This window comes from Streptomyces sp. NPDC052023, from assembly GCF_044548465.1.
GTDB lineage: Bacteria > Actinomycetota > Actinomycetes > Streptomycetales > Streptomycetaceae > Streptomyces.
Window position 1 is genome coordinate 46,825 of the sequence record NZ_JBIUBW010000002.1, and the last position, 24,024, is coordinate 70,848.

General features: G+C 71.2%; 18 protein-coding genes, 4 tRNA genes, 1 other RNA gene and 1 pseudogene. 12 read left to right on the forward strand and 12 right to left on the reverse strand.

Annotation, left to right across the window (positions count from 1 at the left end):
• Positions 1-87: 87 nt before the first annotated feature.
• From purL to purS, 3 genes are read right to left on the reverse strand one after another with little or no spacing between them, the layout of a single operon-like run.
• Positions 88-2,346, reverse strand: a complete 2,259-nt coding sequence (purL, locus tag ACIHCM_RS04255) for a phosphoribosylformylglycinamidine synthase subunit PurL (protein WP_399888862.1) — start codon at positions 2,344-2,346, stop codon at positions 88-90.
• Positions 2,343-3,023, reverse strand: a complete 681-nt coding sequence (gene purQ / locus ACIHCM_RS04260; protein ID WP_399888864.1) for a phosphoribosylformylglycinamidine synthase subunit PurQ — start codon at positions 3,021-3,023, stop codon at positions 2,343-2,345. Before purQ ends, purL begins: the two co-directional genes overlap by 4 nt.
• Positions 3,020-3,283, reverse strand: a complete 264-nt coding sequence (purS, locus tag ACIHCM_RS04265; RefSeq protein ID WP_399888867.1) for a phosphoribosylformylglycinamidine synthase subunit PurS — start codon at positions 3,281-3,283, stop codon at positions 3,020-3,022. Before purS ends, purQ begins: the two co-directional genes overlap by 4 nt.
• 310 nt (positions 3,284-3,593) lie before the next feature.
• On the opposite strand from purS, the gene ACIHCM_RS04270 reads away from it, so the two are divergent.
• The 8 genes from ACIHCM_RS04270 (at position 3,594) to ACIHCM_RS04305 (ending at position 8,108) form a co-directional block, all read left to right on the forward strand.
• A complete protein-coding gene (locus ACIHCM_RS04270; protein ID WP_365454801.1) occupies positions 3,594-3,911 on the forward strand; it encodes an Lsr2 family protein in 318 nt (105 codons plus the stop codon).
• A gap of 152 nt (positions 3,912-4,063) precedes the next feature.
• Positions 4,064-4,135: transfer RNA gene (locus ACIHCM_RS04275), tRNA-Gly, on the forward strand.
• A 95-nt stretch (positions 4,136-4,230) separates the two neighbouring features.
• Positions 4,231-4,303 (forward strand) — tRNA-Gly (locus ACIHCM_RS04280).
• A gap of 133 nt (positions 4,304-4,436) precedes the next feature.
• Positions 4,437-5,396, forward strand: a complete 960-nt coding sequence (locus ACIHCM_RS04285; protein WP_399888870.1) for an ABC transporter ATP-binding protein — start codon at positions 4,437-4,439, stop codon at positions 5,394-5,396.
• Positions 5,393-6,157 carry an ABC transporter permease gene (locus ACIHCM_RS04290; RefSeq protein WP_399888873.1) on the forward strand — a complete coding sequence of 255 codons (765 nt, stop codon included), beginning with the start codon at positions 5,393-5,395 and terminating at the stop codon, positions 6,155-6,157. Before ACIHCM_RS04285 ends, ACIHCM_RS04290 begins: the two co-directional genes overlap by 4 nt.
• Positions 6,158-6,177: 20 nt before the next feature.
• A complete protein-coding gene (locus ACIHCM_RS04295) occupies positions 6,178-7,407 on the forward strand; it encodes a sensor histidine kinase (protein WP_399888876.1) in 1,230 nt (409 codons plus the stop codon).
• Complete coding sequence (locus ACIHCM_RS04300; RefSeq protein ID WP_399888879.1) at positions 7,404-8,012, forward strand: response regulator; 609 nt, start codon at positions 7,404-7,406, stop codon at positions 8,010-8,012. The genes ACIHCM_RS04295 and ACIHCM_RS04300 overlap by 4 nt, the downstream gene beginning before the upstream one ends.
• A 23-nt stretch (positions 8,013-8,035) precedes the next feature.
• A tRNA-Gly gene (locus tag ACIHCM_RS04305) sits at positions 8,036-8,108 on the forward strand.
• Positions 8,109-8,172: 64 nt separating this feature from the next.
• Here the strand turns inward: ACIHCM_RS04305 and ACIHCM_RS04310 are convergent.
• From ACIHCM_RS04310 to ffs, 6 genes are all read right to left on the reverse strand, one after another.
• Positions 8,173-9,072, reverse strand: coding sequence for a phosphoribosylaminoimidazolesuccinocarboxamide synthase (locus ACIHCM_RS04310; RefSeq protein ID WP_399888881.1), 900 nt, complete (start codon positions 9,070-9,072; stop codon positions 8,173-8,175).
• 112 nt (positions 9,073-9,184) lie between these two features.
• Positions 9,185-10,684, reverse strand: a complete 1,500-nt coding sequence (locus tag ACIHCM_RS04315) for a N,N-dimethylformamidase beta subunit family domain-containing protein (RefSeq protein ID WP_399888884.1) — start codon at positions 10,682-10,684, stop codon at positions 9,185-9,187.
• Positions 10,685-10,996: 312 nt separating this feature from the next.
• Complete coding sequence (locus ACIHCM_RS04320; RefSeq protein WP_399888887.1) at positions 10,997-13,258, reverse strand: hypothetical protein; 2,262 nt, start codon at positions 13,256-13,258, stop codon at positions 10,997-10,999.
• Between the two features lie 304 nt (positions 13,259-13,562).
• Complete coding sequence (purD, locus tag ACIHCM_RS04325; RefSeq protein ID WP_399888890.1) at positions 13,563-14,816, reverse strand: phosphoribosylamine--glycine ligase; 1,254 nt, start codon at positions 14,814-14,816, stop codon at positions 13,563-13,565.
• Between the two features lie 177 nt (positions 14,817-14,993).
• On the reverse strand, positions 14,994-17,339 hold the full coding sequence (locus ACIHCM_RS04330) for a DNA polymerase III subunit gamma and tau (RefSeq protein ID WP_399888893.1): 2,346 nt from the start codon (positions 17,337-17,339) through the stop codon (positions 14,994-14,996).
• 84 nt (positions 17,340-17,423) lie between these two features.
• Positions 17,424-17,518: signal recognition particle sRNA small type (ffs, locus tag ACIHCM_RS04335), an RNA gene on the reverse strand.
• 73 nt (positions 17,519-17,591) lie between these two features.
• Between ffs and ACIHCM_RS04340 the strand changes: the two genes are divergently transcribed.
• Positions 17,592-17,679, forward strand: a tRNA-Ser gene (locus tag ACIHCM_RS04340).
• Between the two features lie 175 nt (positions 17,680-17,854).
• Positions 17,855-18,643 carry an HNH endonuclease gene (locus tag ACIHCM_RS04345; RefSeq protein WP_399888896.1) on the forward strand — a complete coding sequence of 263 codons (789 nt, stop codon included), beginning with the start codon at positions 17,855-17,857 and terminating at the stop codon, positions 18,641-18,643.
• Positions 18,644-18,736: 93 nt separating this feature from the next.
• Here the strand turns inward: ACIHCM_RS04345 and ACIHCM_RS04350 are convergent, their stop codons facing one another.
• The 3 genes from ACIHCM_RS04350 to ACIHCM_RS04360 form a co-directional block, all read right to left on the reverse strand.
• Positions 18,737-19,972, reverse strand: a complete 1,236-nt coding sequence (locus ACIHCM_RS04350) for a tyrosine-type recombinase/integrase (protein ID WP_399888899.1) — start codon at positions 19,970-19,972, stop codon at positions 18,737-18,739.
• A gap of 11 nt (positions 19,973-19,983) precedes the next feature.
• On the reverse strand, positions 19,984-20,289 hold the full coding sequence (locus ACIHCM_RS04355; protein WP_398015178.1) for a helix-turn-helix domain-containing protein: 306 nt from the start codon (positions 20,287-20,289) through the stop codon (positions 19,984-19,986).
• A 189-nt stretch (positions 20,290-20,478) separates the two neighbouring features.
• Entirely contained in the window at positions 20,479-20,994 is a 516-nt protein-coding gene (locus tag ACIHCM_RS04360; protein ID WP_399888902.1) for a helix-turn-helix domain-containing protein, read from the reverse strand.
• Between the two features lie 293 nt (positions 20,995-21,287).
• Here ACIHCM_RS04360 and ACIHCM_RS04365 point away from each other — a divergent pair.
• Positions 21,288-22,564 (forward strand): annotated as a pseudogene (locus ACIHCM_RS04365) (DUF3631 domain-containing protein).
• Positions 22,565-22,990: 426 nt separating this feature from the next.
• Positions 22,991-23,953 carry a DUF2637 domain-containing protein gene (locus tag ACIHCM_RS04370; protein WP_399888905.1) on the forward strand — a complete coding sequence of 321 codons (963 nt, stop codon included), beginning with the start codon at positions 22,991-22,993 and terminating at the stop codon, positions 23,951-23,953.
• Positions 23,954-24,024: the final 71 nt, after the last annotated feature.

Here is a 24,024-nt window from a genome sequence, read left to right on the forward strand (position 1 = left end):
GGTCGCGCACTTTCGCGACCCCACCCCCGCGCGGAAAGGCCCCGCCCTGGTGACGGGGCGGGGCCTTCACGGTCGGTGCCGGGGCGCTCAGGCGAGCAGCGCCGGAATCGTCGCCTCGTGCGCCTCGCGCAGTTCCTCCAGCGTGAGGGTGAACTCGCCCTGGACGTCCACCGTGTCGCCGTCGACGACGCCGACGCGGGTGGCCGGGAGGGCGCGGGCGCCGCACATGTCGGTGAAGCGGAGTTCCTCGGAGCGCGGAACCGCGACGATCGCGCGGCCCGCGGACTCGGAGAAGAGGAACGTGAAGGCGTCCAGGCCGTCGGGGACGACCAGGCGGGCGCCCTTGCCGCCAAGCAGTGCCGACTCGACGACCGCCTGGATCAGGCCGCCGTCCGACAGGTCGTGAGCGGAGTCGATCATGCCGTCGCGGGAGGCGGAGATCAGGATCTCGGCCAGCAGGCGCTCGCGCTCCAGGTCCACCTCGGGCGGCAGGCCGCCGAGGTGGTCGTGGACGACCTGGGACCAGGCCGAGCCGCCGAACTCCTCACGGGTGTCGCCGAGGAGGTAGAGAAGGTGACCCTCCTCCTGGAAGGCGACCGGCGTGCGGCGCGCCACGTCGTCGATCACGCCGAGCACCGCCACGACCGGGGTCGGGTGGATGGCCGCCTCGCCCGTCTGGTTGTAGAGCGAGACGTTGCCGCCGGTCACGGGCGTGCCCAGCTGCTGACAGGCGTCGGCCAGACCGCGCACCGCCTCCGCGAACTGCCACATCACCGCGGGGTCCTCGGGGGAGCCGAAGTTCAGGCAGTCGGAGACCGCGAGCGGCTTCGCGCCGGTCGTGGCCACGTTCCGGTAGGCCTCGGCGAGGGCCAGCTGGGCGCCCTTGTACGGGTCGAGCTTGGCGTACCGGCCGTTGCCGTCCGTGGCGATGGCGACGCCCAGGCCGGTCTTCTCGTCGATCCGGATCATGCCGGAGTCCTCGGGCTGCGCGAGGACGGTGTTGCCCTGGACGAAATGGTCGTACTGGGACGTGATCCACTTCTTCGAGGCCTGGTTCGGGGACGCCACCAGCTTGAGGACCTGGTCCTTCAGCTCCTGGGAGGTCTCCGGGCGCGGCAGCTTGTTCGCGTCGTCGGCCTGGAGGGCGTCCTGCCAGGACGGGCGGGCGTACGGGCGCTCGTAGACCGGGCCGTCGTGGGCTACGGTTCGCGGGTCGACGTCGACGATCTTCTCGCCGTGCCAGTAGATCTCCAGGCGGTCGCCGTCGGTCACCTCACCGATGACCGTGGCGATGACGTCCCACTTCTCGCAGATCTCCAGGAAGCGGTCGACCTTGCCGGGCTCGACGACCGCGCACATCCGCTCCTGCGACTCGCTCATCAGGATCTCCTCGGGGGAGAGCGTCGAGTCGCGCAGGGGTACGTCGTCCAGGACGACGGTCATGCCGCCGGAGCCGTTGGAGGCGAGTTCGCTGGTCGCGCAGGACAGGCCCGCGGCGCCCAGGTCCTGGATGCCGACGACCAGCTTCTCGGCGAACGCCTCCAGGGTGCACTCGATGAGGAGCTTCTCCTGGAAGGGGTCGCCGACCTGGACGGCGGGGCGCTTGGAGGGCTTGGCGTCGTCGAAGGTCTCCGAGGCCAGGATGGACGCGCCGCCGATGCCGTCGCCGCCGGTCCGGGCGCCGTAGAGGATGACCTTGTTGCCCGCGCCGGACGCCTTCGCGAGGTGGATGTCCTCGTGCCGCATCACGCCGATGGCACCGGCGTTGACCAGCGGGTTGCCCTGGTAGCAGGAGTCGAAGACGACCTCGCCGCCGATGTTGGGCAGGCCCAGGCAGTTGCCGTAGCCGCCGATGCCGGCGACGACGCCGGGCAGCACGCGCTTGGTGTCGGGGTGGTCGGCGGCGCCGAAGCGCAGCGGGTCGACCACCGCGACCGGGCGGGCGCCCATGGCGATGATGTCGCGGACGATGCCGCCGACACCCGTGGCCGCGCCCTGGTAGGGCTCGACGTACGACGGGTGGTTGTGCGACTCGACCTTGAAGGTGACCGCGTAGCCGAGGCCGACGTCCACGACACCGGCGTTCTCACCGATGCCCACCAGCAGCGCGTCGCTCTGCGGCGCCTTCTCGCCGAACTGGCGCAGGTGGACCTTGGAGGACTTGTAGCTGCAGTGCTCGGACCACATCACCGAGTACATGGCGAGCTCGGCGCCGGTCGGGCGGCGGCCGAGGATCTCCACCACCCGCTCGTACTCGTCCTTCTTCAGGCCGAGTTCGGCCCAGGGCAGCTCGACGTCGGGGGTCGCGGCCGCGTGCTCGACCGTGTCCAGAGGCGTCCTGCTCATGCGTTGACCAGCTTCTTGAGGATCGAGGTGAAGAAGGGCAGGCCGTCGGTGCGGCCGGTGCCGATGAGGGACTCGACTGCGTGCTCCGGGTGCGGCATGAGGCCCACGACGTTCCCGGTCTCGTTGGTGACGCCGGCGATGTCGCGCTGGGACCCGTTGGGGTTGACGTCCAGGTAGCGGAAGGCGACCCGGCCCTCCGCCTCCAGTGCGTCGAGGGTGCGCTCGTCGGCGACGTACTGCCCGTCGATGTTCTTCAGCGGGATGTGGATCTCCTGGCCGGCGCTGTAGTCGCTGGTCCAGGCGGTCCGGTCGTTCTCCACCCGCAGCTTCTGGTCGCGGCAGATGAAGTGCAGGTGGTTGTTGCGCAGCATCGTGCCGGGCAGCAGGTGGGCCTCGGTGAGGATCTGGAAGCCGTTGCAGATGCCGAGCACCGGCAGTCCGGACTTCGCCTGCTCGATCAGGGGTTCCATCACCGGCGAGAAGCGGGCGATGGCGCCGGCGCGCAGATAGTCGCCGTAGGAGAAACCTCCGCACAGCACCACCGCGTCGACCTGCTTGAGGTCCTTGTCCTTGTGCCAGAGGGCGACGGGTTCGGCGCCGGCGATACGGATCGCGCGCTGCGTGTCCCGGTCGTCGAGGCTGCCCGGGAAAGTGACGACGCCAATACGAGCGGTCACTTGGCGGCCTCCGCGACTTCCTCCACCTTGATGGTGAAGTCCTCGATCACGGTGTTGGCGAGGAAGGATTCCGCGAGCTCGTGGATGCGGGCGAGCGCGGCCTCGTCGACCGGTCCGTCCACTTCCAGTTCGAATCGCTTTCCCTGACGTACGTCGGAGATGCCGTCGAAACCGAGGCGCGGCAGTGCGCGCTGCACCGCCTGGCCCTGGGGGTCGAGGATCTCCGGCTTGAGCATGACGTCGACTACGACGCGTGCCACTGGCACTCCCGGTGTGTGGTGCTGAGCAGGTTCCTTCAGACTACCCGCACAAAATTTCTACGCGGGTAGAGTTGTAGGAAGCTACGGATCGATGGTCACGGTCATGCATCGACAGCGCGCGTTCACGAAAAGTTCCGGGAAAGATGCGAGATCCACCCGCGAGAGCTATTGCGCCGGGACACGCGGAGAGATTTAGTCGGGCTTCACAATGCTTTGCCGGGCACTGTACAAATGAATTGGCAAAAGCCGACACTCGGCATGTCGTCGCAGCTGAGCTGGATAGACGTGCCGTACGAAGGGACCGATATTCGTGGCGCAGAAGGTCGTGGTCACTCTCTTTGACGACATCGACGGCTCGGAAGCGGCGGAAACGATCGCCTTCGGACTCGACGGCAAGTCGTACGAGATCGACCTGAATGAAGCCAATGCCAAGAAACTGCGTAAGGCGCTCGCGCCCTACGTGGACGCCGGCCGCAAGCGGTCCAGGTCGGGCAAGGCCTACCGGCAGACGGAGGTCGCCCCCGACCCGGCGGCCGTTCGGGCCTGGGCGCAGGCGAACAAGATGGACGTACCCGCGCGGGGCCGCATCCCCAAGAAGGTCTACGAGGCGTTCACCGCGGCGCAGTGAGCCGGCCGCCCGAACCGACTCCGTGGGCCGGACTCCGACGCGCGTTCAGCGGCCGCCCGGAGCAACCGACTTGCACAGCACCCCGGGTGATCAGCTAGAGTCTGGAGCACGCCGCCGGGCGGGGAAGAAAAACCCCAGCTCACGGAGTACATGCGGGTGTAGTTCAGTAGTAGAACATCCCCCTTCCAGGGGGAAGGCGCAGTGTGCGATTCCTGTCACCCGCTCTGCATCACCGTCCGGACCACTCTTGTGGATCAGGTAGGCTGGTGCTCGCACCGATCGATGGCCGTCGTTTTCTGGCTGACGATCGAGGGTGCATGCGGACGTAGCTCAGTTGGTAGAGCGCAACCTTGCCAAGGTTGAGGTCGCGAGTTCGAGCCTCGTCGTCCGCTCTCTCTTCGAAGGCCCCGGTCAATGACCGGGGCCTTCGGCGTTTTCCCCATGCATCGGGCCTCTGACATTTGTCATGCGCAGTGATGACACCGCGCACTGCTTCCGGGCTTTCGCCGCCGTGATGCTGAAGGCATGAACACGAACGAGCACGAGCACGTGATTGAGGTCTCCGACCTGAGGCGTGTCTACGGGGGCGGGTTCGAGGCGGTGCGCGGGATCACGTTCCACGTGAAACATGCCGAGGTCTTCGCGCTGCTGGGCACCAACGGGGCGGGCAAGACGTCGACCGTCGAACTACTGGAAGGCCTCGCGGCACCGACCGGGGGCCGGGTGCGAGTGCTGGGGCACGATCCCTGCGCCGAGCGGGCCGCCGTACGGTCGCGGACGGGGGTGATGTTGCAGGAGGGGGGCTTTCCCTCCGAGCTGACCGTCGCGGAGACCGTCCGGATGTGGGCGGGCTGTACGAGCGGGGCGCGGCCGGTGGACGAGGCGCTGGAGCTTGTCGGGCTCGGCCGGCGGTCCGGCGTCCGCGTGAAGCAGCTCTCCGGGGGTGAACGACGGCGGCTGGATCTTGCGCTGGCGCTGCTCGGCAGGCCCGAGGTGCTGTTCCTCGACGAGCCGACGACCGGGCTGGACGCCGAAGGGCGCCGGGACACCTGGGAGTTGGTGCGGGAGCTGCGGGACGCCGGGACGACGGTCCTGCTGACCACGCACTACCTGGAGGAGGCCGAGGGCCTGGCCGACCGGCTGGCGATCCTGCACAAGGGGCGGATCGCGGCAGCCGGCACGCCCGCGGAGGTGACGGCGTCCCAGCCGGCCCGGATCTCCTTCGAGCTGCCGGACGCCTACCACCTCGGAGATCTGCCGGCCCTCGCTGAACTGGGGGTCGTCGGCCACGAGGTGCGCGGGCGGACCGTACGGCTGCGCACGCACGAGGTGCAGCGGACGGCCACCGAAGTGCTGGTGTGGGCCCGGGGCGCCGGGGTCGAACTGCGCGGACTCGATGTGCGATGCGCCTCGCTGGAGGAGGCGTTCCTGCAGATCGCCGGGCGGATGTCCGCCGCGGAGAAGGAGGAGGTGGCGGCCGTATGACCACGGTCACCGGACGGATGAACGCCCTCGCGCGGGCGGAGCTGACGCTGCTGGGACGGAGCCGGGCGACACTCGTCACGGCCGTGCTCGTGCCGCTGTTGCTTCCGCTGAGCGTGCGGGCGGCGATCGACGGAATGGATCTCGCGGACGCCGGGCTCACGGTCGGGACCGTCCTGCTGCCCGCCGCGATCGGGTTCTCGCTGCTCTTCGCGGTCTACGCGGCGCTCACCAATGTCTATGTGGTGCGGCGTGAGGAGCTCGTGCTCAAGCGGTTGCGCACCGGTGAGCTGCGGGACGCGGAGATCCTCGTCGGGGCCGCGCTGCCGGCCTCCGGCATCGGGCTGGCGCAGTGCGTGCTGCTGGCGGCCGGCAGCACGGTCGTTCTCGACCTCGGGGCGCCGCCCGCCCCTCATCTCGCGGTGGCGGGTGTGCTGTTGGGGCTGGTGCTGTGCGGGGCGCTCGCCGCGGTCACGGCCACGTTCACCAGGACCGCCGAGAGCGCCCAGGTGACCAGCCTGCCGATGATGTTCGTGTCCATGCTCGGCTCGGGTGTGACCGTGCCGCTGGAGGTGCTGCCCGACCGGCTGGCCTCGGTGTGCGAGCTGCTGCCGCTGACGCCTGCCATCACGCTGGTGCGCGGGGGATGGACCGGGAATCTGCCGGCGTCCGAGGCGCTCGGCGCCATGGCGGTCGCCCTGGTCTGGATCGCCGTCGCCGTGTTTGCTGTACGCCGATGGTTCCGCTGGGAACCGCGACGCTGACGGAGAGAAGGGGCGGGCAGGTGTCCAGGCCGGGGAGCTGGTGGCGGGGGAAGAGCACGCCGGCGAAGGTGGAGACGTACACGCGGTGGTCGTTCCACTTCTTCGCGGTGATCGAGTTCCTCACGGCCGGGCTTCCCGCCGCCGGCGCGGTGGGGCCTCGGCTCGGCGGCCTGCTGATGCTGGTGGTGGGTGCGCACTGCGCGATCGGCGCCGTGACCGCCTCGCGGGCGCTGGACTGGACCCGGGGTCGGCGTGAGCAGCCCGTGCGGCTGATGTGGACACTCGCCGTGGTCACCGCGGCCTACGCCGTGGTGGCCCTGGCGGTCTCGGAGCACGGCCCGGACCGTGACGGCGTCGATTCGGCCGCGGGGTCGGTCTTCGGGGTCGTCGTGGTCTTCGGCGGCGGCATCATCGCGCTCGGGGTGCGTGACCGGCGACGGGTGTTCGCGGTCGTCGGGGGCTTCGCGGTGGGCGCCGGACTCCTGGCGTTCCCGATGCACGCTTCCGTGACCTCCGCGCTGGTCGTCTCGTTCGTCGTGCTGCTCGGCACCGGATTTCTCGCCTTCACCTCCGTCTTCTCCGTCTGGCTGCTCGACGCCGTCTACGAACTCGACGCCGCACGTGAGACCCGGGCGCGGCTCGCCGTCGCGGAGGAGCGGCTGCGGTTCGGGCGGGACATGCACGACGTGATGGGACGCAACCTCGCCGTGATCGCGCTGAAGAGCGAGCTGGCCGTGCAGCTGGCGCGGCGGGGGCGGGCCGAGGCGGTGGACCAGATGATCGAGGTGCAGCGGATCGCGCAGGAGTCCCAGCGTGAGGTGCGGGAGGTCGTACGGGGATACCGGGAGGCCGACCTCGGGGTCGAACTCGCCGGTGCGCACGGCGTGCTGACGGCCGCCGGGATCTCCTGCGAGGTGTCCGGGGAGGACGCGGCGGCGGGGCTGCCGGGCGAAGTGCAGTCGGCGCTGGGGTGGGTGGTGCGGGAGGCCACCACCAATGTGCTGCGGCACGGGGATGCCGCGTTGTGTGTGGTGAGGCTGCGGGTGGTCGAGGGGCGTGTGGTGCTGACGGTGGAGAACAACGGGGCTGCCGGGACCGCCGGTGGCGGAGGGGGATCCGGGCTGGCGGGGCTGCGGGAGCGGCTGGCGGCGGTCGACGGGACGTTGGAGGCCGGGCCCACCGGGCGGGGGCTGTTCCGGGTGGTGGCCGAGGTGCCGCTGGCGGCCGCCGTGCGAGAGGTGGCGTCGTGACGGTACGCGTACTGCTCGCCGACGACGAGCATCTGATCCGGGGGGCGCTGGCCGCCCTGCTGTCGCTGGAGGACGACCTGATGGTGGTCGCCGAGGCGGCCAGCGGGCCCGAGGCGCTGGCGATGGCACGGGCGCACGAGCCCGACGTGGCCGTGCTGGATCTCCAGATGCCCGGCGCCGACGGTGTGAAGGTCGCCACATCGCTGCGGGCCGAACTGCCCGGCTGCAGGACGCTGATCGTCACCAGTCACGGCCGGCCGGGGCATCTGAAGCGGGCGCTGGCGGCGGGCGTGCGGGGGTTCGTGCCGAAGACGGTCAGCGCGCAGCGGCTCGCGGAGATCATCCGCACCGTCCACGCCGGGAACCGGTATGTCGACCCGGAGTTGGCCGCCGACGCCATCTCCGCCGGGGACTCGCCGCTCACCGCGCGGGAGGCCGAGGTGCTGGAGCTGGCCGCCGACGGGGCGCCGGTCGCCGAGGTCGCCGAGCGGGCGGCGCTGTCCCAGGGAACCGTGCGGAACTATCTGTCGTCGGCCGTGTCCAAGCTCGGGGTGGAGAACCGGCATGCGGCTGTCCGTCTCGCCCGCGAGCGGGGTTGGGTATAGTTGCTGTCGCGCCGCGGCGCACTGCGGACGTAGCTCAGTTGGTAGAGCGCAACCTTGCCAAGGTTGAGGTCGCGAGTTCGAGCCTCGTCGTCCGCTCTGGATGAGCCCCCCGGTTCCGGCCGGGGGGCTTTTTCGTCTTCTGCTGGGCTTCTTCGTCCGGCTACGACCAGCTGAGGCCCGTCAGACGCTCGTACGCCTCCACGTACTTGGCCCGGGTCGCCTCGACGACGTGCTGCGGCAGCGCCGGTGGGGGCTGCTCGCCGGCCCGGTCCCAGCCGGACTCGGCCGAGGTCAGCCAGTCACGGACGTACTGCTTGTCGTACGACGGCTGCGAACGGCCCGGCTCCCACCGGTCGGCCGGCCAGAAGCGGGAGGAGTCGGGGGTGAGGACCTCGTCGGCGAGGACGAGGTCCTCACCGTCGAAGCCGAACTCGAACTTGGTGTCCGCGAGGATGATCCCCCGGTCGCGGGCGATGTCGCGGGCGCGCTGATAGACGGCGAGGGTGGCCTGGCGCAGCTGGGCGGCGGTCTCGGCGCCGACCTGACGGGCGACCTCCTCGTAGGAGACGTTCTCGTCGTGCTCGCCGACCTCGGCCTTGGTGGCCGGGGTGAAGATCGGGGCGGGGAGCTCGGAGCCGTCGACGAGGCCTTCCGGGAGGGCGAGGCCGCAGACCGTGCGGGACTCGACATACTCGGCCAGGCCGGAGCCGGTGAGGTAGCCGCGGGCCACGCACTCCACGGGGACCATCCGCAGTGACGTGCAGATCAGGGTGCGGCCCGCCCAGTCGGCGGGGGCGCCCGGCGGGAGTTCGGTGCTCAGGACATGGCTGGGGACCAGGTCGGCGAGCTGGTCGAACCACCACAGCGACAGCTGGGTGAGGACGCGGCCCTTGTCGGGGATCTCGGTCGGCAGCACCCAGTCGTAGGCGGAGATACGGTCGCTGGCGACCATCACGAGATCGCCCGCCTCGTTCCGGTACAGCTCTCGCACCTTGCCGGTGTGCAGATGCACCAGGCCGGGGACCTCGGTCGGCTCGGGCTTTTCGACGAATCCGGACACGGTTCCTCCCCGTGGTTCTGTCCAAGTGGGTCGATTCTCCCGTATGCCGGCGGGGGCGCGGACAGCGGGTCACGGGGGCGTCGTGATCGGTCGCGCCGGGCGGCCGTACCGTTCAGTCGCGTTTGCAGATGCGGTCCAGAAGGTTTGCGGTGGCCCGCTGGATACGGGCGTCCACATGGCCGGGGCGGTCCAGAGCCGGGGACCACGCGAACGTTCCGGCCGCGAAGACCAGGGCGCCGGAAGGGGCGCGGTAGAGGGACGTCTCCTGATGGCGGAGGACGCCCTCGCTGTCGGTGTACGGGGAGTGGGCGAGCAGGATGCGCTCGTCGTGGTCGGGCAGCGGGGTGCGCGGGAAGTAGCGGTCGGCCTCCCCGGCCACGAGGCCCTCGATCTCGTGGCCCTCGTGCGCGCCGGTCGCCTCCCACAGCCAGTGGCCGGCGTTGCGGACGATCAGCGGACGCGGTTCGGGGACCCGGCCCGCGTACTGGATGCCGATCAGCTGCTGCTCCGGGCGGTCGATCTCCCGCCACAGCACCGGCCTGCCCGGGCCCTTGCGTTTGCGGCAGGTCAGGAGCCGGTTCGGGGTGCCGGACGGGGACGGGCCCAACTCCACCTGCCAGTACATGGAGTTGGAGGAGAGGAAGACGAGGGACGTGCCGTGCTCGCGGGCCAGCTCCGCCGTGCGGCGCATGTGCGTGGACCAGTACTCGTCGTGGCCCGGGAAGACCAGGCCGCGGTACCGGGCCGGATCGACGCGTCCGGCGTGCAGGTCGCGGGCGTCCGCGTAGGCCAGGTCGTAGCCGTAGCGCTCGGCCCAGCGGATGAAGTCGTAGGCGTGGCCCACGTGCAGGGGCAGGCCCGCGCCGGCGTACGGCCGGTCGAAGGAGACGGTCGTCGCGGCGTCGGACTCGCCGAGCAGCCGGCCGTTCTCGTCCCAGGCGTGGTAGAGGCTCGCGCCGGTGCGGCCGTCCTCGGGATAGAGGTTGTACGCCTGCCAGGTGACGTCGGGCAGCACCAGCAGCAGGTCGGCCGGGTGGTCGTTGCGGACCGTGAAGGGCACGTGGGACCTGTAGCCGTCGGCGGTGGTGAGAACCGCGACGTATGCGCCCACACTCCAGTACGACGGGATCTGCAGCCGCCAGGACAGCCACCAGTGGTGGCAGGAGACCGTGCGGTCGGCGGTGAGCGGTGGCGGCTGGACGATGCCGGAGAGGCGGGGGCTGGTGGTGATCTTGGCCGCGCCGTGGCCGCCGTAGTGGCCGATGCGGTAGATGTCGACGGCGAATTCCTGGGGCGGGTCGACGGTCACGTGGAAGTCCACGGCCTCACCGGGGGCCACCGCGCCGGTGGAGATGAAGCCCTTGATCTGGCGGCGCACGTCGTCGGCGGCCCGGGGGCCGCCGGAGCGGGGGGCGGGGACACGGGACGCGGCGGCGCCGGGGGGCTGCCGGGCGCCGGGGACCGGGTCCACGTACCAGGGGACCACTTGTCCGGTGTCGTCGAAGTACGTCTCGCTGCCGCGCAGCCAGGGAAGTGGGCCCTGGCCGAAAGGATCCGTCACGGCGTGTGCCAGGGCTCCCGACTCCCAGCGGCGAATCTGCTCCGACCCCATGGTCGCTTCCCCTCCCTCGGCGCCGTTCGTTCCGGTGGTGCGGTGGCTCTTTCGGTGGTGGTGAGTGCGCTGTGGCGTGGCACGGTGCGGCTGTCTTGCTGCGCCTGCCTGGCTGAGGCTGTCTTGCTGGGGCTGTCTTGCTGGGGCTGTCTTATGTCGAGTGCGTTTGCCATGTGCGCGTTCAGTACCCAGCACATCACATTACGCACGGACTCCGTCACTGTTCGTTTCGAATTGACCGAAAGCGGAAGCTGTGACTCCGGGAGGAGTGGGGACGGAGGGGCCGGAGCGGTGACCGAGGACGGGCCGGGCTCAGACGAGCCGTACGGGCTTCTCCGGGCGTATCCCGACCTCGGCCAGCCAGGCTCTCAGCGGGGCCGGGTCGCCGTCCTCTATGAGGCTCAGGACCCGCGGGGTCAGGTCGGCGGCACGTTCGCCCTTGACCAGGAGGGACGGGCCGTCGAGCCAGTCCAGGCCGGGGGTGGCGCCGGCGGTGTCCATCGCGGCGCAGCAGACCATCGCCGTGACGTGATCGGCGAGCAACTCGCGGGGGGTGCGCGGGGGCTGGAGCGGGAAGAGGGGGAGGGCGCCGTCGTCCCAGAGGGCGTCGGGGGTGAGGGCGGGCGCGGTGGTGCGCGGTGGGGTGCCGGTCGCCTCCTCACGGGCGAGCTCGGCGCGGAGGCCTGCGGCGAGGGCGGCGCTGCGGGGGTCGGAGGGGGCGGGGTCCTCCGGGTCGTCCAGGGTCTCCGGGGCGTCCGGATCGTCGAGGTCCTGGAGGGCTATGAGGTCTGTGGGGGCTGTAGGGGCTGTGGGGGCTGCCGGGTGCTTGGGGTCTGTGGGGTCTGTGAAGTCGCTGGCGGTGGCGGGGGTCTTGAGGCCTCCGGAGTTTTCGAGGGAGTTGAGGTTCTCCCGGTCGGTGCCGGGGGCTGAGGCGGCGTTCGGGGCCGGGGCCGGGTCGGCGGTGGGGGCCGAGCCTGTGACCGGGGCCGTCCCGATGCCCGAGGTCGGGTCGGTGGCCGGGGTCGGGTCGGCGGCCGGCGACGGGTCGGTGGCCGAGGCGGGGTCCGTGGCCGAAGACCGGGATGTGGCCGAGGCCTGGGGCTGGGGCGTGTCCGGGGACCAAGGCCGGTCGGTGGCCGGGGACTGAGACGAGGCCGGGTCGGTGGCCGGGGACGAGGCCGGGGCTGTGTCAGGGGTGGCCGGGGGCGCGGGAGCGGTGGCTGCGTTCCGGGTCGTGACCGAGGGCGATGCTGTGCTGCTCAGTGCGTCGTGGTCCTCGGGGTCCGAGGTGGGGGCCGGGTCCGTCAGGTGGTTCAGGACGCGGGCCAGGGTCGGGCCGTGGTCGGCGTCGCGGGTGGTGCGGCGTACGCCGAGAGTGTCCAGGACGCGATGCAGGCGGGCCGCGTCGGCGCGCCACTTCCGGTCCACCACCTCGTCCGGATACTCCTGCCAGGCCACCGGCGACCAGTCGGGGCCGGACTCCGCCGGGCCCCCGTGGAAGAGGCGGGCGGCGAGCAGCGAGGTGGCTTCGTCCACCAGGCCTGGCTCTTCGAGCAGGTCGCACGCGGGGCGCTCGCCGAGGCGGGAGGCGAAGCCCTCGGCCAGGCGGTCGCGCCGGGACAGCTCGGTGAGGGCCGCGACGACGCCCGCGTCCAGCCGTGACGGCCAGCGGCCCATCCGCCAGGCGGGCAGCGCGACCCGGGTGAGCAGGCGGTCCCAGCCGGCGTAGGCGAGCCCCACCTGTTCCTGCGCGACGATCCGCAGCCCGTAATCCACAGCCTGTGCACGCTCGGCCGCCGCGGCGGCGACCCCGCGCTCCATCTCGGCCGCGTGCTCCCGGCAGCTGCGCAGTAGCAGGCGGGCCAGCCGGCCGGCGCCCGCGTACACCGTACGGATCACTGGCCCGCGGCCCGGCGCCGAGGCCACGGCAACCGCGGCGTCCAGGGCTCGTACGAAGCGCCGGGCGGCGGCTATGTCGGGGTGCGCCGAGGGTCCCGTACCGGCGACGACCGGGGCGAGGACCGCCCGCAGTTCGCCGACGCGCATCCACCACAGGAACGGGGAGCCGATGACCAGCACGGGGCTGGCCGTCGTACGGCGATGGCCGTGCCGTCGCTCGGGACCCGCCATCTCGTCGCGGTCGTCCGGCCCGGGAGGTGGCCCGTGGGACGGATGGGTGCGGTCCTCCAGCCAGCTGTCGCAGTCCGGGGTGAGCGCTATGGCGGAGGGGGCGGGGACGTCGAGGCGGTCGGCGAGGTCGCGCACCAGCCGGTACAGGTCGGGGGCGGCCGCCTCGGCGATCGGGACCGTCGGGCTCATGGCGGGGCGGGCGCGGGCGAGGAGCAGCGCGAAGCCACCGGCGGCCAGCAGCACGAAGAGCGCGACGACGCTCACCGCCCAGCGGGCGCCGTCCCACCCCCTGCCTGCGAGATGGCCGGTGGAACCGCCCGCCAGCAGGACCACGGCCACGGCCGCGGGCAGCACGGCGACGGCGAGCGCCCTGCTGCGGACCCGCAGCACGGCCAGCGCGCGGGCACGCGCCGTCAGTGTCCCTGTCTCCACACCGATGCCCATCACGTCCGGACCTCACCCCCTCCCGTCCTGGCATTGCTGGCTGTCCTGGCGTTGCTCACTCCCCCACTGTGGCACCCACCACTGACATCGCAATGCCGGTGGGCCAAGTGCCGGAACGCTTGCGCCGCACCCTAGTTGGGGCCCCGGCCCCCGTCAGCCGGATAGGACATCGGTCACTCGATGGAATGGCTCTGGGGAAAGGTGCATGACGCAGGGCAAGGATCAGGCCCCGGATCCGAGAGGAATCCGGGGCCTACGGAGTGCCTGGTCAGGCGGCTGGCGAGGGGGCGGGGCAGGATTCGGGCTAGGCGCCCGTCGCCGCCTTCGCCGCGATGTCCGTCCGGTGCTGGGAGCCGTCCAGGTGGACGCGGGTGACGGCGCGGTACGCCCGTTCGCGGGCCTCGGTGAGATCGCCGCCCGTCGCGGTGACGGACAGGACCCGGCCGCCCGCGCTGACGACGCTGTCGCCGTCCCGTTTGGTGCCCGCGTGCAGGACGTAGGCGTGCGGGGCGTCCTGCGCGGCCACCGCGTCGAGGCCGGTGATCGGGTCGCCCGTACGTGGGGTGCCGGGGTAGTTGTGCGAGGCGATGACGACGGTGACGGCCGCCTCGTCGCTCCAGCGAAGGGGTTCGAGGCTCGCGAGGTTGCCGGTGGCGGCGGCCATCAGGATGCCCGCGAGCGGGGTCTTCAGGCGGGCCAGGACGACCTGGGTCTCCGGGTCGCCGAAACGGGCGTTGAACTCGATGACCCGTACGCCCCGGCCGGTGATCGCCAGACCGGCGTAGAGGAGGCCGGAGAAGGGCGTGCCGCGGCGGCGCAGCTCGTCGACGGTGGGCTGGAGCACGCTCCCCAGGACGTCGTCCACGAGCTTCGGGTCGGCCCAGGGCAGCGGCGAGTACGCGCCCATGCCGCCGGTGTTCGGGCCCTCGTCGTTGTCGAGCGCGCGCTTGAAGTCCTGGGCCGGCTGGAGCGGGAGGACCGTCTCACCGTCGGTCACCGCGAAGAGGGAGACCTCGGGGCCGTCCAGGTACTCCTCGATGACGACCCGGTCGCAGGCGGCGGCGTGCGCCCTCGCGGCGGCGAGGTCGGCGGTGACGACGACGCCCTTGCCCGCGGCGAGGCCGTCGTCCTTGACGACGTACGGCGGGCCGAAGGCGTCGAGGGCCTCGTCGACCTCCGCTTCCGTCGTGCAGACGTACGAGCGGGCGGTCGGGACCCCGGCCGCGGCCATGACGTCCTTGGCGAACGCCTTGGAGCCCTCCAGTCGCGCGGCCTCCTTCGAGGGGCCGAAGACGGCGATACCCGCCTCACGCACGGCGTCCGCGACCCCCGCGACCAGCGGGGCCTCCGGGCCGACGACCACCAGGTCGGCGCCGAGCCGTTCGGCCAGGGCGGTCACGGCAGCGCCGTCCAGCGCGTCGACCGGGTGCAGCTCGGCCACCTCGGCGATGCCGGCGTTGCCGGGGGCGCAGTGCAGCGCGGTGACGGCGGGGTCGAGGGACAGGGAGCGGCACAGGGCGTGTTCGCGGGCGCCGGTACCGATGACGAGGACCTTCACGGGGTCAGCCTAACGGGAGCGGGCGGGGCGGGTTTGTGGGGGATGCCCAAGGAGGGGAGGGCGAGGCGTTGTGCGTTTCTCCGAAGGGGGCGCCTGCCGGGCATCGTGACGAGCCGCCGCTCTTGGGCCGCCGCAGCTTCCGCCCCGGTCCCCGCACGCCCCCGCGGCGGCGGGGCCTCAGTCGTTCGAGAACTCGTCCATCACCGTCGCCCCCAGCTCCCGCACGATCAGTTCCTGGCCGGAGAGGGCCGACTCGTCCAGGTCGGGGTCGTCGTCCTCGGGGATGTCGTCCTCGATGGAGACGGGAGGCGGTTCCGGCGCGGAGGGCCGCGCCGGGGTGTGGGTGGGGACGGCCGCCGCAGCCGGTGACGCACCGGCCTGGGCGGGCGCGGCCGAGGTGGGCTGCGTGGGCGCCGGGCGCTGGGCGGTCGCGGCACCGCCGCCGGTGCCTGCCTGCGTGCCGCCGCCGTAGCCACCGTTCGCGGCGCTGCCACCGCCCTGACCCGTGGCGCCGCCTCCGCCGCCGTGACCGCCGGACGTCCCGCCGCCGTAACCGCCCCCGCCGCCGCTGCCCGGCGGCGGGGGAACCGAGCCGCCGCCCGAGGGGTCGACGAGGGCCTCGATCTTCCAGTGGACGTTGAACTGCTCGGCCAGTGCCTGCCGCAGTACGTCCTCGCTGCCGCTGCTCGCGAAGTTGTCGCGGGCGCCGACGTTGACGAAGCCGAGTTGCAGGGTGGTGCCGTCGAAGCCCGCGATCTGGGCGTTCTGGCTGAGGAGGATCCAGGTGAAACGGCGGCGGTTCTTCACCGCTTCGAGGATGTTCGGCCAGAGGGAACGGGGGTCGAGGCCGCCTTGCGCGGGTGGGGAGGCCGGCGGGGCCGACGCGGGCGGGGGTGTGGGCGCCGGTGCGGGTGCCTGTGGGGCGGGAACGGGAGCCGTCGAGGAGCGGGCGCCGCCGGGAGGCGCGGCCGTGGGCCAGCCGCCGGGGCGCCGGGCGGCTGCGCCGGAACCGGCGGGAACCGCGGTGGGCCAGGCGCCGGGCGCGGCCGGGGCGGAGGGTTGCGCCGGGGGCGCGGTGGGCGCGGGTGCCGAGGGCGGCTGCGGGGCGGGCTCGCCCGCGCCGGGGGCCGCGGGGGCGCCCTGACCGCCGGGGGGTACGTCACCCCGCTGGTCGCCGGGACCGGCCTGGCCCCCGCCCGGCTCCGGCGTACCGCCGCCCGAGGCCCGTACGGCGGCACGGGCCGCCGCGACCCCGCCGCCCGGCGGAACGGGCGCACCGGTGGCCGGGCCCGCGGGCGCTCCCGCGTGCACGTCGGGACCGGGCACGTACCCCATGGCGGGCGCGCCGGCGCCCGCGGAGAAGTTCACGCCCCGCTCCAGGCGGTCGAGGCGGGCCATCGTCGAACGTTCGTCGCCGTAGGCCGCCGGCAGCAGGACGCGCGCGCAGATCAGCTCGAGTTGCAGGCGCGGGGAGGTCGCGCCGCGCATCTCGGTCAGGCCCTCGTTGACGAGGTCGGCGGCGCGGCTCAGCTCGGCGGGGCCGAACGTGCCCGCCTGGGCCTGCATCCGCTCCAGCACGTCGGCGGGGGCGTCGATCAGCCCCTTCTCCACGGCGTCCGGAACCGCCGCGAGGATGACCAGGTCCCGCAGCCGCTCCAGCAGGTCCGCGACGAAGCGGCGCGGGTCGTTGCCGCCCTCGATCACGCGGTCGACGACCTCGAAGGCGGCGGCGCCGTCACCCGTGGCGAACGCCTCGACGACGGAGTCGAGCAGGGAACCGTCCGTGTAGCCCAGCAGCGACGTGGCCATGGCGTACGTCACACCGTCCGCACCGGCGCCGGCGAGCAGCTGGTCCATGACGGACATGGAGTCACGTACGGATCCGGCGCCGGCCCGCACGACGAGCGGCAGGACACCGTCCTCGACCGGGATGTCCTCCTGGCGGCACACCTCGCCGAGGTAGTCCCGCAGGGTCCCGGGGGGCACCAGGCGGAACGGGTAGTGGTGCGTACGCGATCGGATGGTCCCGATGACCTTCTCGGGCTCGGTGGTGGCGAAGATGAACTTCAGGTGCTCCGGGGGCTCCTCGACGACCTTGAGGAGCGCGTTGAAACCGGCCGACGTGACCATGTGGGCCTCGTCGATGATGTAGATCTTGTAGCGGCTGCCCGCGGGCCCGAAGAAGGCCTTTTCCCGCAGCTCACGGGCGTCGTCCACACCACCGTGCGAAGCGGCGTCGATCTCGATGACGTCGATCGAACCGGGGCCGTTGCGCGCGAGGTCCTGGCACGACTGGCACTCACCGCACGGCGTCGGCGTCGGCCCCTGCTCGCAGTTCAGGCAGCGGGCCAGGATCCGGGCGCTGGTCGTCTTGCCGCAGCCACGCGGACCGCTGAACAGGTACGCGTGATTGACCCGGTTGTTCCGCAGCGCCTGCTGCAGCGGGTCGGTTACATGCTCCTGCCCGATGACCTCGGCGAACGACTCCGGGCGATAGCGGCGGTACAGCGCGAGAGACGACACGCCTACGAGGTTATAGGCGGCCACCGACAACGGGATCCGCCCCGGAACCCGAGGGTCTGCGGGATCCTCCGAGACCCCGGACACGCAAACGCCCCCCACGCACCCGCCAGAGCCGACCTACCCTTGCTGCCTTCCGGCCCTGGGGGAGTTCAGTCAGATAGCGCCGCGTGAGGGGCTTCGCACAGCCTACCTGATGCTGAGGTGCGGGAACGAGTTCGCGAGCACTCCTCTCGGTCATGTAATGTTTCCGGCGGAGGATTCGCCTAGAGGCCTAGGGCGCACGCTTGGAAAGCGTGTTGGGGGCAACCCCTCACGAGTTCGAATCTCGTATCCTCCGCCAGTGCCTCACCGGGCACGATGTCGAAGGGCCCCACCGCTTGCGGTGGGGCCCTTCGACGTTGAGGGTTGCAGTTCGGGTTGCAGTTGCCGCGATCCGGCGGTGACGGCTCCCTGCGCGCAGAAGAAGCTGGCCTGGTTCTTCTGCGCCGACCTGAACTTCTGGCAAGGTGCCACGCATGGGGGTCTCCGAGAAGACGCGCAAGATTGTGTGGGCTGAAGCCGGCGGGAGATGTTCAATCTGCCGTGGCGAGGTGATCACCCCAGGGACGGACTGTGATGATCCGTCTGTGTTCGGCGAAGAGGCACACATCGTGGCTCGTTCCAAAGGCGGTCCGCGGGCGGGGGACCTGGACGACGCCTCCAAGCACAGCCATACGAATCTGCTGCTGTTGTGCAGTAGGCACCACAAGCAGGTCGATGATCAACCAGCCCACTTCACGATTGAGCGACTCAGGGAGATCAAGGAGCGGCATGCCGCTTGGGTCCGGCGCTCACTGGACGACGGCGCCTCAGGCGGCGTGAAGCTCGTTCCCGACCCGGCTTTCCCGCAGCCCCGGGCGTTGGCACTGATCACCCGGGGAAACCCTCTATGGAACATGATCAAGACAAGTGTGGCGTTCGAGTACGCCCTGCCGGACGGTCTTCCTGACGACGAAGAGTCCTTGATCGTGGAGTTCCTGGACCTGCTCCGGGACTACCTGGACATCGCCCCAGAGCTTCACAGTGTGCGTGACAACCGGGACGCGGAGAAGACACTTGAGGGCTACGTCCACGAGCTCGCCGAACGGGATTTCCTCGTGGGCGCCTACGTGCGTCACCTGCTCTACGTCGATGGTCGTGGCGATCCCCTGGCATGGCCCATGCTCCGGGTCGAGGTTCTGCCCACGTCAGTCGCCGTCATCACGGACCAGGCTGGTCGGCCCTACACCACCGAGCAAGGCGAAGAGCAGCTCGCCGAAGAGTAGGACTTCGGTGGGCGTGCACAGCCAGCTCGATGGGGTCGGCCCGAACCCCGATGCGTTCGGGCCGACCCCTTGCCGGCCTGGGACCAGAGCCGGTCAACCGGCAGGAGGCTCCTCAGGCAGCGGCCAGAGGAGGCCGCCGATCTTGTCGGCGGTGTCCGTGAGCACCCGGTTGGTGAGGTGCTGGTAGCGGCGACGCATCCGGGCGGACTTGCCGGGCTCCCAGCCCATGATCGCGTCAACGACCGTGTCCGGTACGCCGAGGATCAGCAGGACGGTCGCCGCCGTGTGACGGGCGTCGTGGAGGCGGCCCGAGCGTAGGCCCGCCGCCTTGAGGAGATCCTTCCACTCATGGTGGTCGGTGTTCGGGTTGAGGGGCTCGCCAGTCGGGGAGGCGAAGACGTACCCCTTCTCCGTCCAGAGGTCGCCGGCCAGTCGCCGTTCGCGCTCCTGCTCACGCCGGTGCTGGAGCAGGAGCTGTACCAGCGGGTCGGGGATGCCGATCGGCCGGCGTCCGGCGCGAGACTTGGTGTCCTTGGTCTCGCGGCGGATGTTGACCTTCTGCGGGCAGAAGCCGGGCTTGCGCCCGCAGCGGTTGCCGCAGCCGTGCTCGTACCGTGGCCGCAGCCGGTTGCGGTGGACCGTCATGACCCGCAGCTCGAAGTCGACGTCCGTCCACTTGAGACCGAGGACCTCGCCCTGGCGCAGCCCGAGTGCCAGGGATATGACCCAGCGCGCCGGGTGCCGGGTCTTGTTGGCCAGGTCGAGGAGCTTCTGCACTTCCTCGACCGTGTAGGGCTCGACCTCTTCCTCCTCCAGGCGCGGCGCCTTGGCGACGGAGGCGGGGTTGACGGTGAGGTGGCCTCGGCGCACCGCCTCGTTGAGGGCCGTGCGCACGGTGCGGTGGACCTGGTGCGCGGTACCGGCGGCGCTGCCGGCCTTCTGCATCTTGGCGTAGAAGCGCTCCAAGTGCTCGGGCTCCAGCTTGGGGAGACGGTGCGCGCCGAGGCCGGGTATGAGGTGGTGGTGGACGGCGACGCGGTAGCCGTCGATGGTGTTCTCGCCCACGTGTGGTGCGGCGATGTTCTCGACCCAATGGGTCAGCCAGGTCGTGACGGTCCAGGTCTGCCCGGCCTTGCCGACGGTGCCGGAGTCGCGCTTGCGCTCCAGTTCGCGGACCGCCTTGGTGGCGTCGGCGCGGGTCTTGCGCTTGACGTGGCGCCGATCGGGCTTGCCGTCGTCCTTGACGCCGACGGTCACGTAGCCGTGCCACTTGCCGTCCTTGCCGAGGAAGATCGAGGAGGCACCGTTGGGCTGGCGAGTCTTGGCCATGTCCGCCCCCTTCAGGCCGCGTGGGCGGCGGTCGGGTCGGCTGCCTGGGAGCGGCTGGCGAGGTAGGTGGCCAGGGCCTCGGCCGGCACTCGACGCAGGCGGCCTATCAGGACGGAGCCGACCTCGCCTGAGGCGATGAGCGCGTACATGGTGGTGCGGCCGACGCCGAGGCGGCGGGCGGCCTCCTCGACAGTGAGCGCGGCGAGGGTCGTGTCAGGGGTGGGTGCCGCGTGTTCCAGCACGAGGGTGCGGAGCCGCTGCTCGGGGACGCCGAGCGCGTCGGCGATGCGGGCGAGAGGGGGCGGGGTGGTGGGCATGCAGGATTGCCTTTCGGCGGTCACGGGGCAACGCGACCGCTGGACTGTCCGGGATGGGCGGTGGGCTTGGATCGGTATCCACGCTGGTATCCCTCGGTGTTCGTAGCACCGAGGGACAGCGGTGGGTGGGGGCGGCGGACGGGCTACAGGGACCGCGCCCAGGCGTCTGAGAAGATCTCCGCCGAGCGGCTACTCGTCGTCGGCTGAGCCGCTGCGGAGCGGGTCCCCGGGCGAGTTCGGAGCCGGGTAGAAGGAGAGACTCCCCGGGTCGGGCTCGACGCCGAGGCGCTCGGCGATCTCGTCGTATCGGGCTTCCACGGCCTCAAGTCTGGCCTTCGCGGCGTCGGCGAGGTCTTGGGCGACCTGGTGCTCCTGTTCGGCCTTCTGGATGTCGAAGGCGGCTTCCTGCAGCTCCCGGTGGGGATCGTCGTGGCTGGCGACGGCTTCGAGCATGAAGTTGCCAGCAGGGACGCCGAGGGCCTTGGCGAAGCCGAGCGCCTCGTTGAAGCTGATGCCCCGGGTACCGTTCTCGATCTTGGCGATCTGGGTCTGGTGCATCTTGAAGCCCAGGCGGCGCATGCGCTCCGCCATGTCCTCCTGGGACAGGCGGGCCGTCATCCGTAGGACCTTCAGGTTGTGCGCCACCAGGGCTTCCCCCTCCGGCGGAGCCCAGCGCTGCGGCTTGGCATCGTCCACTTCTTTCACCTCCCTTCTCCTTCTCGGCAAGCGGAGGTCGTCACGCCTCCACCCCTAAACCATACCAGCATGGATACCCCAACCTGCAAGCGAATACTCGCACATGTGGCGCGCGTCACTATGGGCTTGAGCATCGAACATGCCAGAGGAGGTTAATCTTTCCATGCACTGAACGGTTGACTTGAGACGGACGCTCGTGCACACTTATGCCATAAGGGCATCTGCAATCGAATCGCCAGGAGGTTGAATCACGTAGGTGTCCCGAGGAACGCGAAAACCCCCGGCGCTACGAACACCGGGGGCTGCAGGAAACCTCGCCACCGCCCATCCCAGGACAGTCGACTGCGGCGGACCGGGTTGCCCCCCGGAGCCGCCGAGTGAGGATCTCCGTGAACGAGAGTACCGCCCCCTCCGCCCCTGCGGCACCCCATCCGACCGGCGCCCCGTCACCGGACCGCGGGCAGCCGGACGCCGCCGCGCTGCTGGACGAGCTGCGCACCGCCCTGGCCCGCTTCGTGGTCCTCCCGAGCGAGCAGGCACTGGACGCAACCGTGCTGTGGATCGCAGCCACCCACCTCCAACAGGTGTGGCAGCACGCCCCGCGTCTGGCCGTGGTCGGCCCGGCGAAGCGGTGCGGGAAATCCCGCCTGCTCGACCTGCTCACCGAGACGGTCCACAAGCCCGTCATCACCGTGAACTCCACGGCAGCGGCCATCTTCCGATCGATCTCGGACGAGCCGCCGACCCTCCTCGTGGACGAAGCCGACACCATCTTCGGCAGCCCCAAGGTCGCCGAGAAGAACGAGGAGATGCGCGGCCTGCTCAACGCCGGGCACCAGCGCGGCCGACCGGTGCTGCGGGTGGTCGGCAAGGAGCACACACCCCACTCCTTCGCGACCTTCGCCATGGCGGCGCTCGCCGGCATCGGCGACCTGCCCGACACGATCATGGACCGGTCTGTCGTGATCCGGATGCGCCGCCGCGCGGAGGGCGAGCAGGTGAGCCCGTACCGCACCCGCCGCGACAGCCCCGCCCTGCGCTCCCTACGGGCTCGCCTGGCGTGCTGGACCACCTCGGTGGCCGAACAGGCCCTCCACCTGGAGCCGAAGATGCCGGTCGAGGACCGGGCGGCCGACACCTGGGAGCCCTTGGTGATCGTCGCCGACCTCGCGGGCGGCACCTGGCCCGAGCGCGCCCGCGCCGCATGCGCGCAGATGGTCACCGCCGAGGCCCAGGCCGAGGAGGACAACCCCTCCAACGCCCGGATCCTCGCCGACATCCGCCGCGCCTTCGCCGCCGCAGGTGACCCCGAGAGCGTGTGCACCGACGCCCTGCTCTACCGGCTCAACTCCGACCCCGAGGCCCTTGGGCCGAAGCCGGGCGCGGTGGCCTGAACCCGCGCGCGCTGTCCGGGCTGCTGCGCGAGTACGGCATCCGCTCCGGCAACGTCCGCATGCCCGACGGGAATCAGCTCAAGGGCTACACCCGGGCGAAGTTCGCCGACGCCTGGAAGCGCTACTGCCCCACCGTTCACCCCGACACCGGCTCGGACGACAGCAGAGACACACCGGCCAAGTGACCCGCGTGGGTGCCGTCGGCCGCTCGTCGGCGGCACCCATACCGGGCGACCGCAGCGCGAAACGCCCGCCTGCCATCGCGAACCCTGCAGGCGACCCCATCCATATCCGTCTCGTGCCGTCCCTGCCGTCCCAGCCGTATAAGTGCAGGTCAGAGCCGTTCTAGCCAAGACGGCACAGCGTCCCAAGACGGATAGCCATCCGTCCCGGCACCCGATGCGACGACACGGCACTTCCGGCGCGCCCGCCCACCGACGTGTCCGCCAGCGGATCGTGACCGCTCGGCGGGGACGCCTCCCGCACGGCGCTGAGACGCCATGTCGCCCGCCTGCCGTACCGCCTCTGACCTGCTGCGTCAACGACAAGACGGCCAAGACGGATCACCACGCACCACCTTCCAGACCACACCCCGAGGGGTACCCACGCCCATGACCGACACCGCCATACCCGCCGCACCGGCCAGCCGTCACCGCGCCACCTGGTGGGACCGGCTCGCCATCATCCTGCTCGGCATCGCCGGATGCGCCCTCTCCTACGACGCGCTGCGGCAGATGGCCACCGCCGTCCACGTCCGCGACCAGCTGGCCTACCTCTTCCCGGTAGTGATCGACGGGTTCATCGCCTACGGCGTCCGCGCCCTGCTGGTCCTGCGCGAAGCGCCGATGCCCGCACGGCTGTACGCGTGGACGCTGTTCAGCACGGCGACCGCCGCCAGCATCTGGGCCAACGGTCTGCACGCCCTGGCCCTGAACAGGCCCGGCGCAGCCACCCTCCGCCTGGGCGACGGCACCGTCACCGTGCTGTCCGCCGTCGCACCGCTCGCCCTGGCCGGAGCGACCCACCTGCACATCCTGATCACCCGCTACGGCGGTACCTCCGCCGCCCGAACGTCGGTGACCACGACCGCCCCTGAAGATCAGGACGGTACGCAACCTGCACCGGAGCAAGCGGCCGGGATTCCGTACACCGCCCGCGCGGGCCTGTCCACGGCAGCCCCGCCGAAGCAGCAGGAGCCCACCCGAGTGGCCGCCGAGACCGCCCCCTCACCTGCGGCGGACGAAACCCCGTCCGAAACAGGACGCGACAAGGACGATGATCCGGACGACGGCGACGACGGGCCCGGACGGGGGCGTGAAAGCGCAGGCCAAAGCACCCAAGGGGATTCTGGTCAACCTCCGGCGACCAACCTCGGTGGACGCCCCGCGATGGCCTCCATCGCCGAGCTGGCCAGCGTCATCAGCGCCGCCCATCCAGGGTGTTCCGGACTGACCCGCGACAGCGCCCGTAAAGCCATCACAGACGCCGGACTCGGCGCCGGCACCGGTCGGCTCGTTGAAGCGATGGCCCTGGTGCGGGAGGGCACCAACGCCCGTCCGCACCCGGTCGACTGACCTTCATCGCAAGGCGTTGCCCGGAACCGAACCGATTCCGGGCAACGCCCTCTTCCCGGTCCACTACACGA

Excerpts from the sequence above, each read along its gene's own strand:
- purL (WP_399888862.1), bottom strand. The coding sequence starts at position 2,346 with ATGAGCAGGACGCCTCTGGACACGGTCGAGCACGCGGCCGCGACCCCC.
- ACIHCM_RS04285 (WP_399888870.1), top strand. The coding sequence starts at position 4,437 with ATGAACACGAACGAGCACGAGCACGTGATTGAGGTCTCCGACCTGAGG.
- ACIHCM_RS04290 (WP_399888873.1), top strand. The coding sequence starts at position 5,393 with ATGACCACGGTCACCGGACGGATGAACGCCCTCGCGCGGGCGGAGCTG.
- ACIHCM_RS04315 (WP_399888884.1), bottom strand. The coding sequence starts at position 10,684 with ATGGGGTCGGAGCAGATTCGCCGCTGGGAGTCGGGAGCCCTGGCACAC.
- ACIHCM_RS04320 (WP_399888887.1), bottom strand. The coding sequence starts at position 13,258 with ATGGGCATCGGTGTGGAGACAGGGACACTGACGGCGCGTGCCCGCGCG.
- ACIHCM_RS04345 (WP_399888896.1), top strand. The coding sequence starts at position 17,855 with ATGGGGGTCTCCGAGAAGACGCGCAAGATTGTGTGGGCTGAAGCCGGC.
- ACIHCM_RS04350 (WP_399888899.1), bottom strand. The coding sequence starts at position 19,972 with ATGGCCAAGACTCGCCAGCCCAACGGTGCCTCCTCGATCTTCCTCGGC.
- ACIHCM_RS04355 (WP_398015178.1), bottom strand. The coding sequence starts at position 20,289 with ATGCCCACCACCCCGCCCCCTCTCGCCCGCATCGCCGACGCGCTCGGC.
- ACIHCM_RS04370 (WP_399888905.1), top strand. The coding sequence starts at position 22,991 with ATGACCGACACCGCCATACCCGCCGCACCGGCCAGCCGTCACCGCGCC.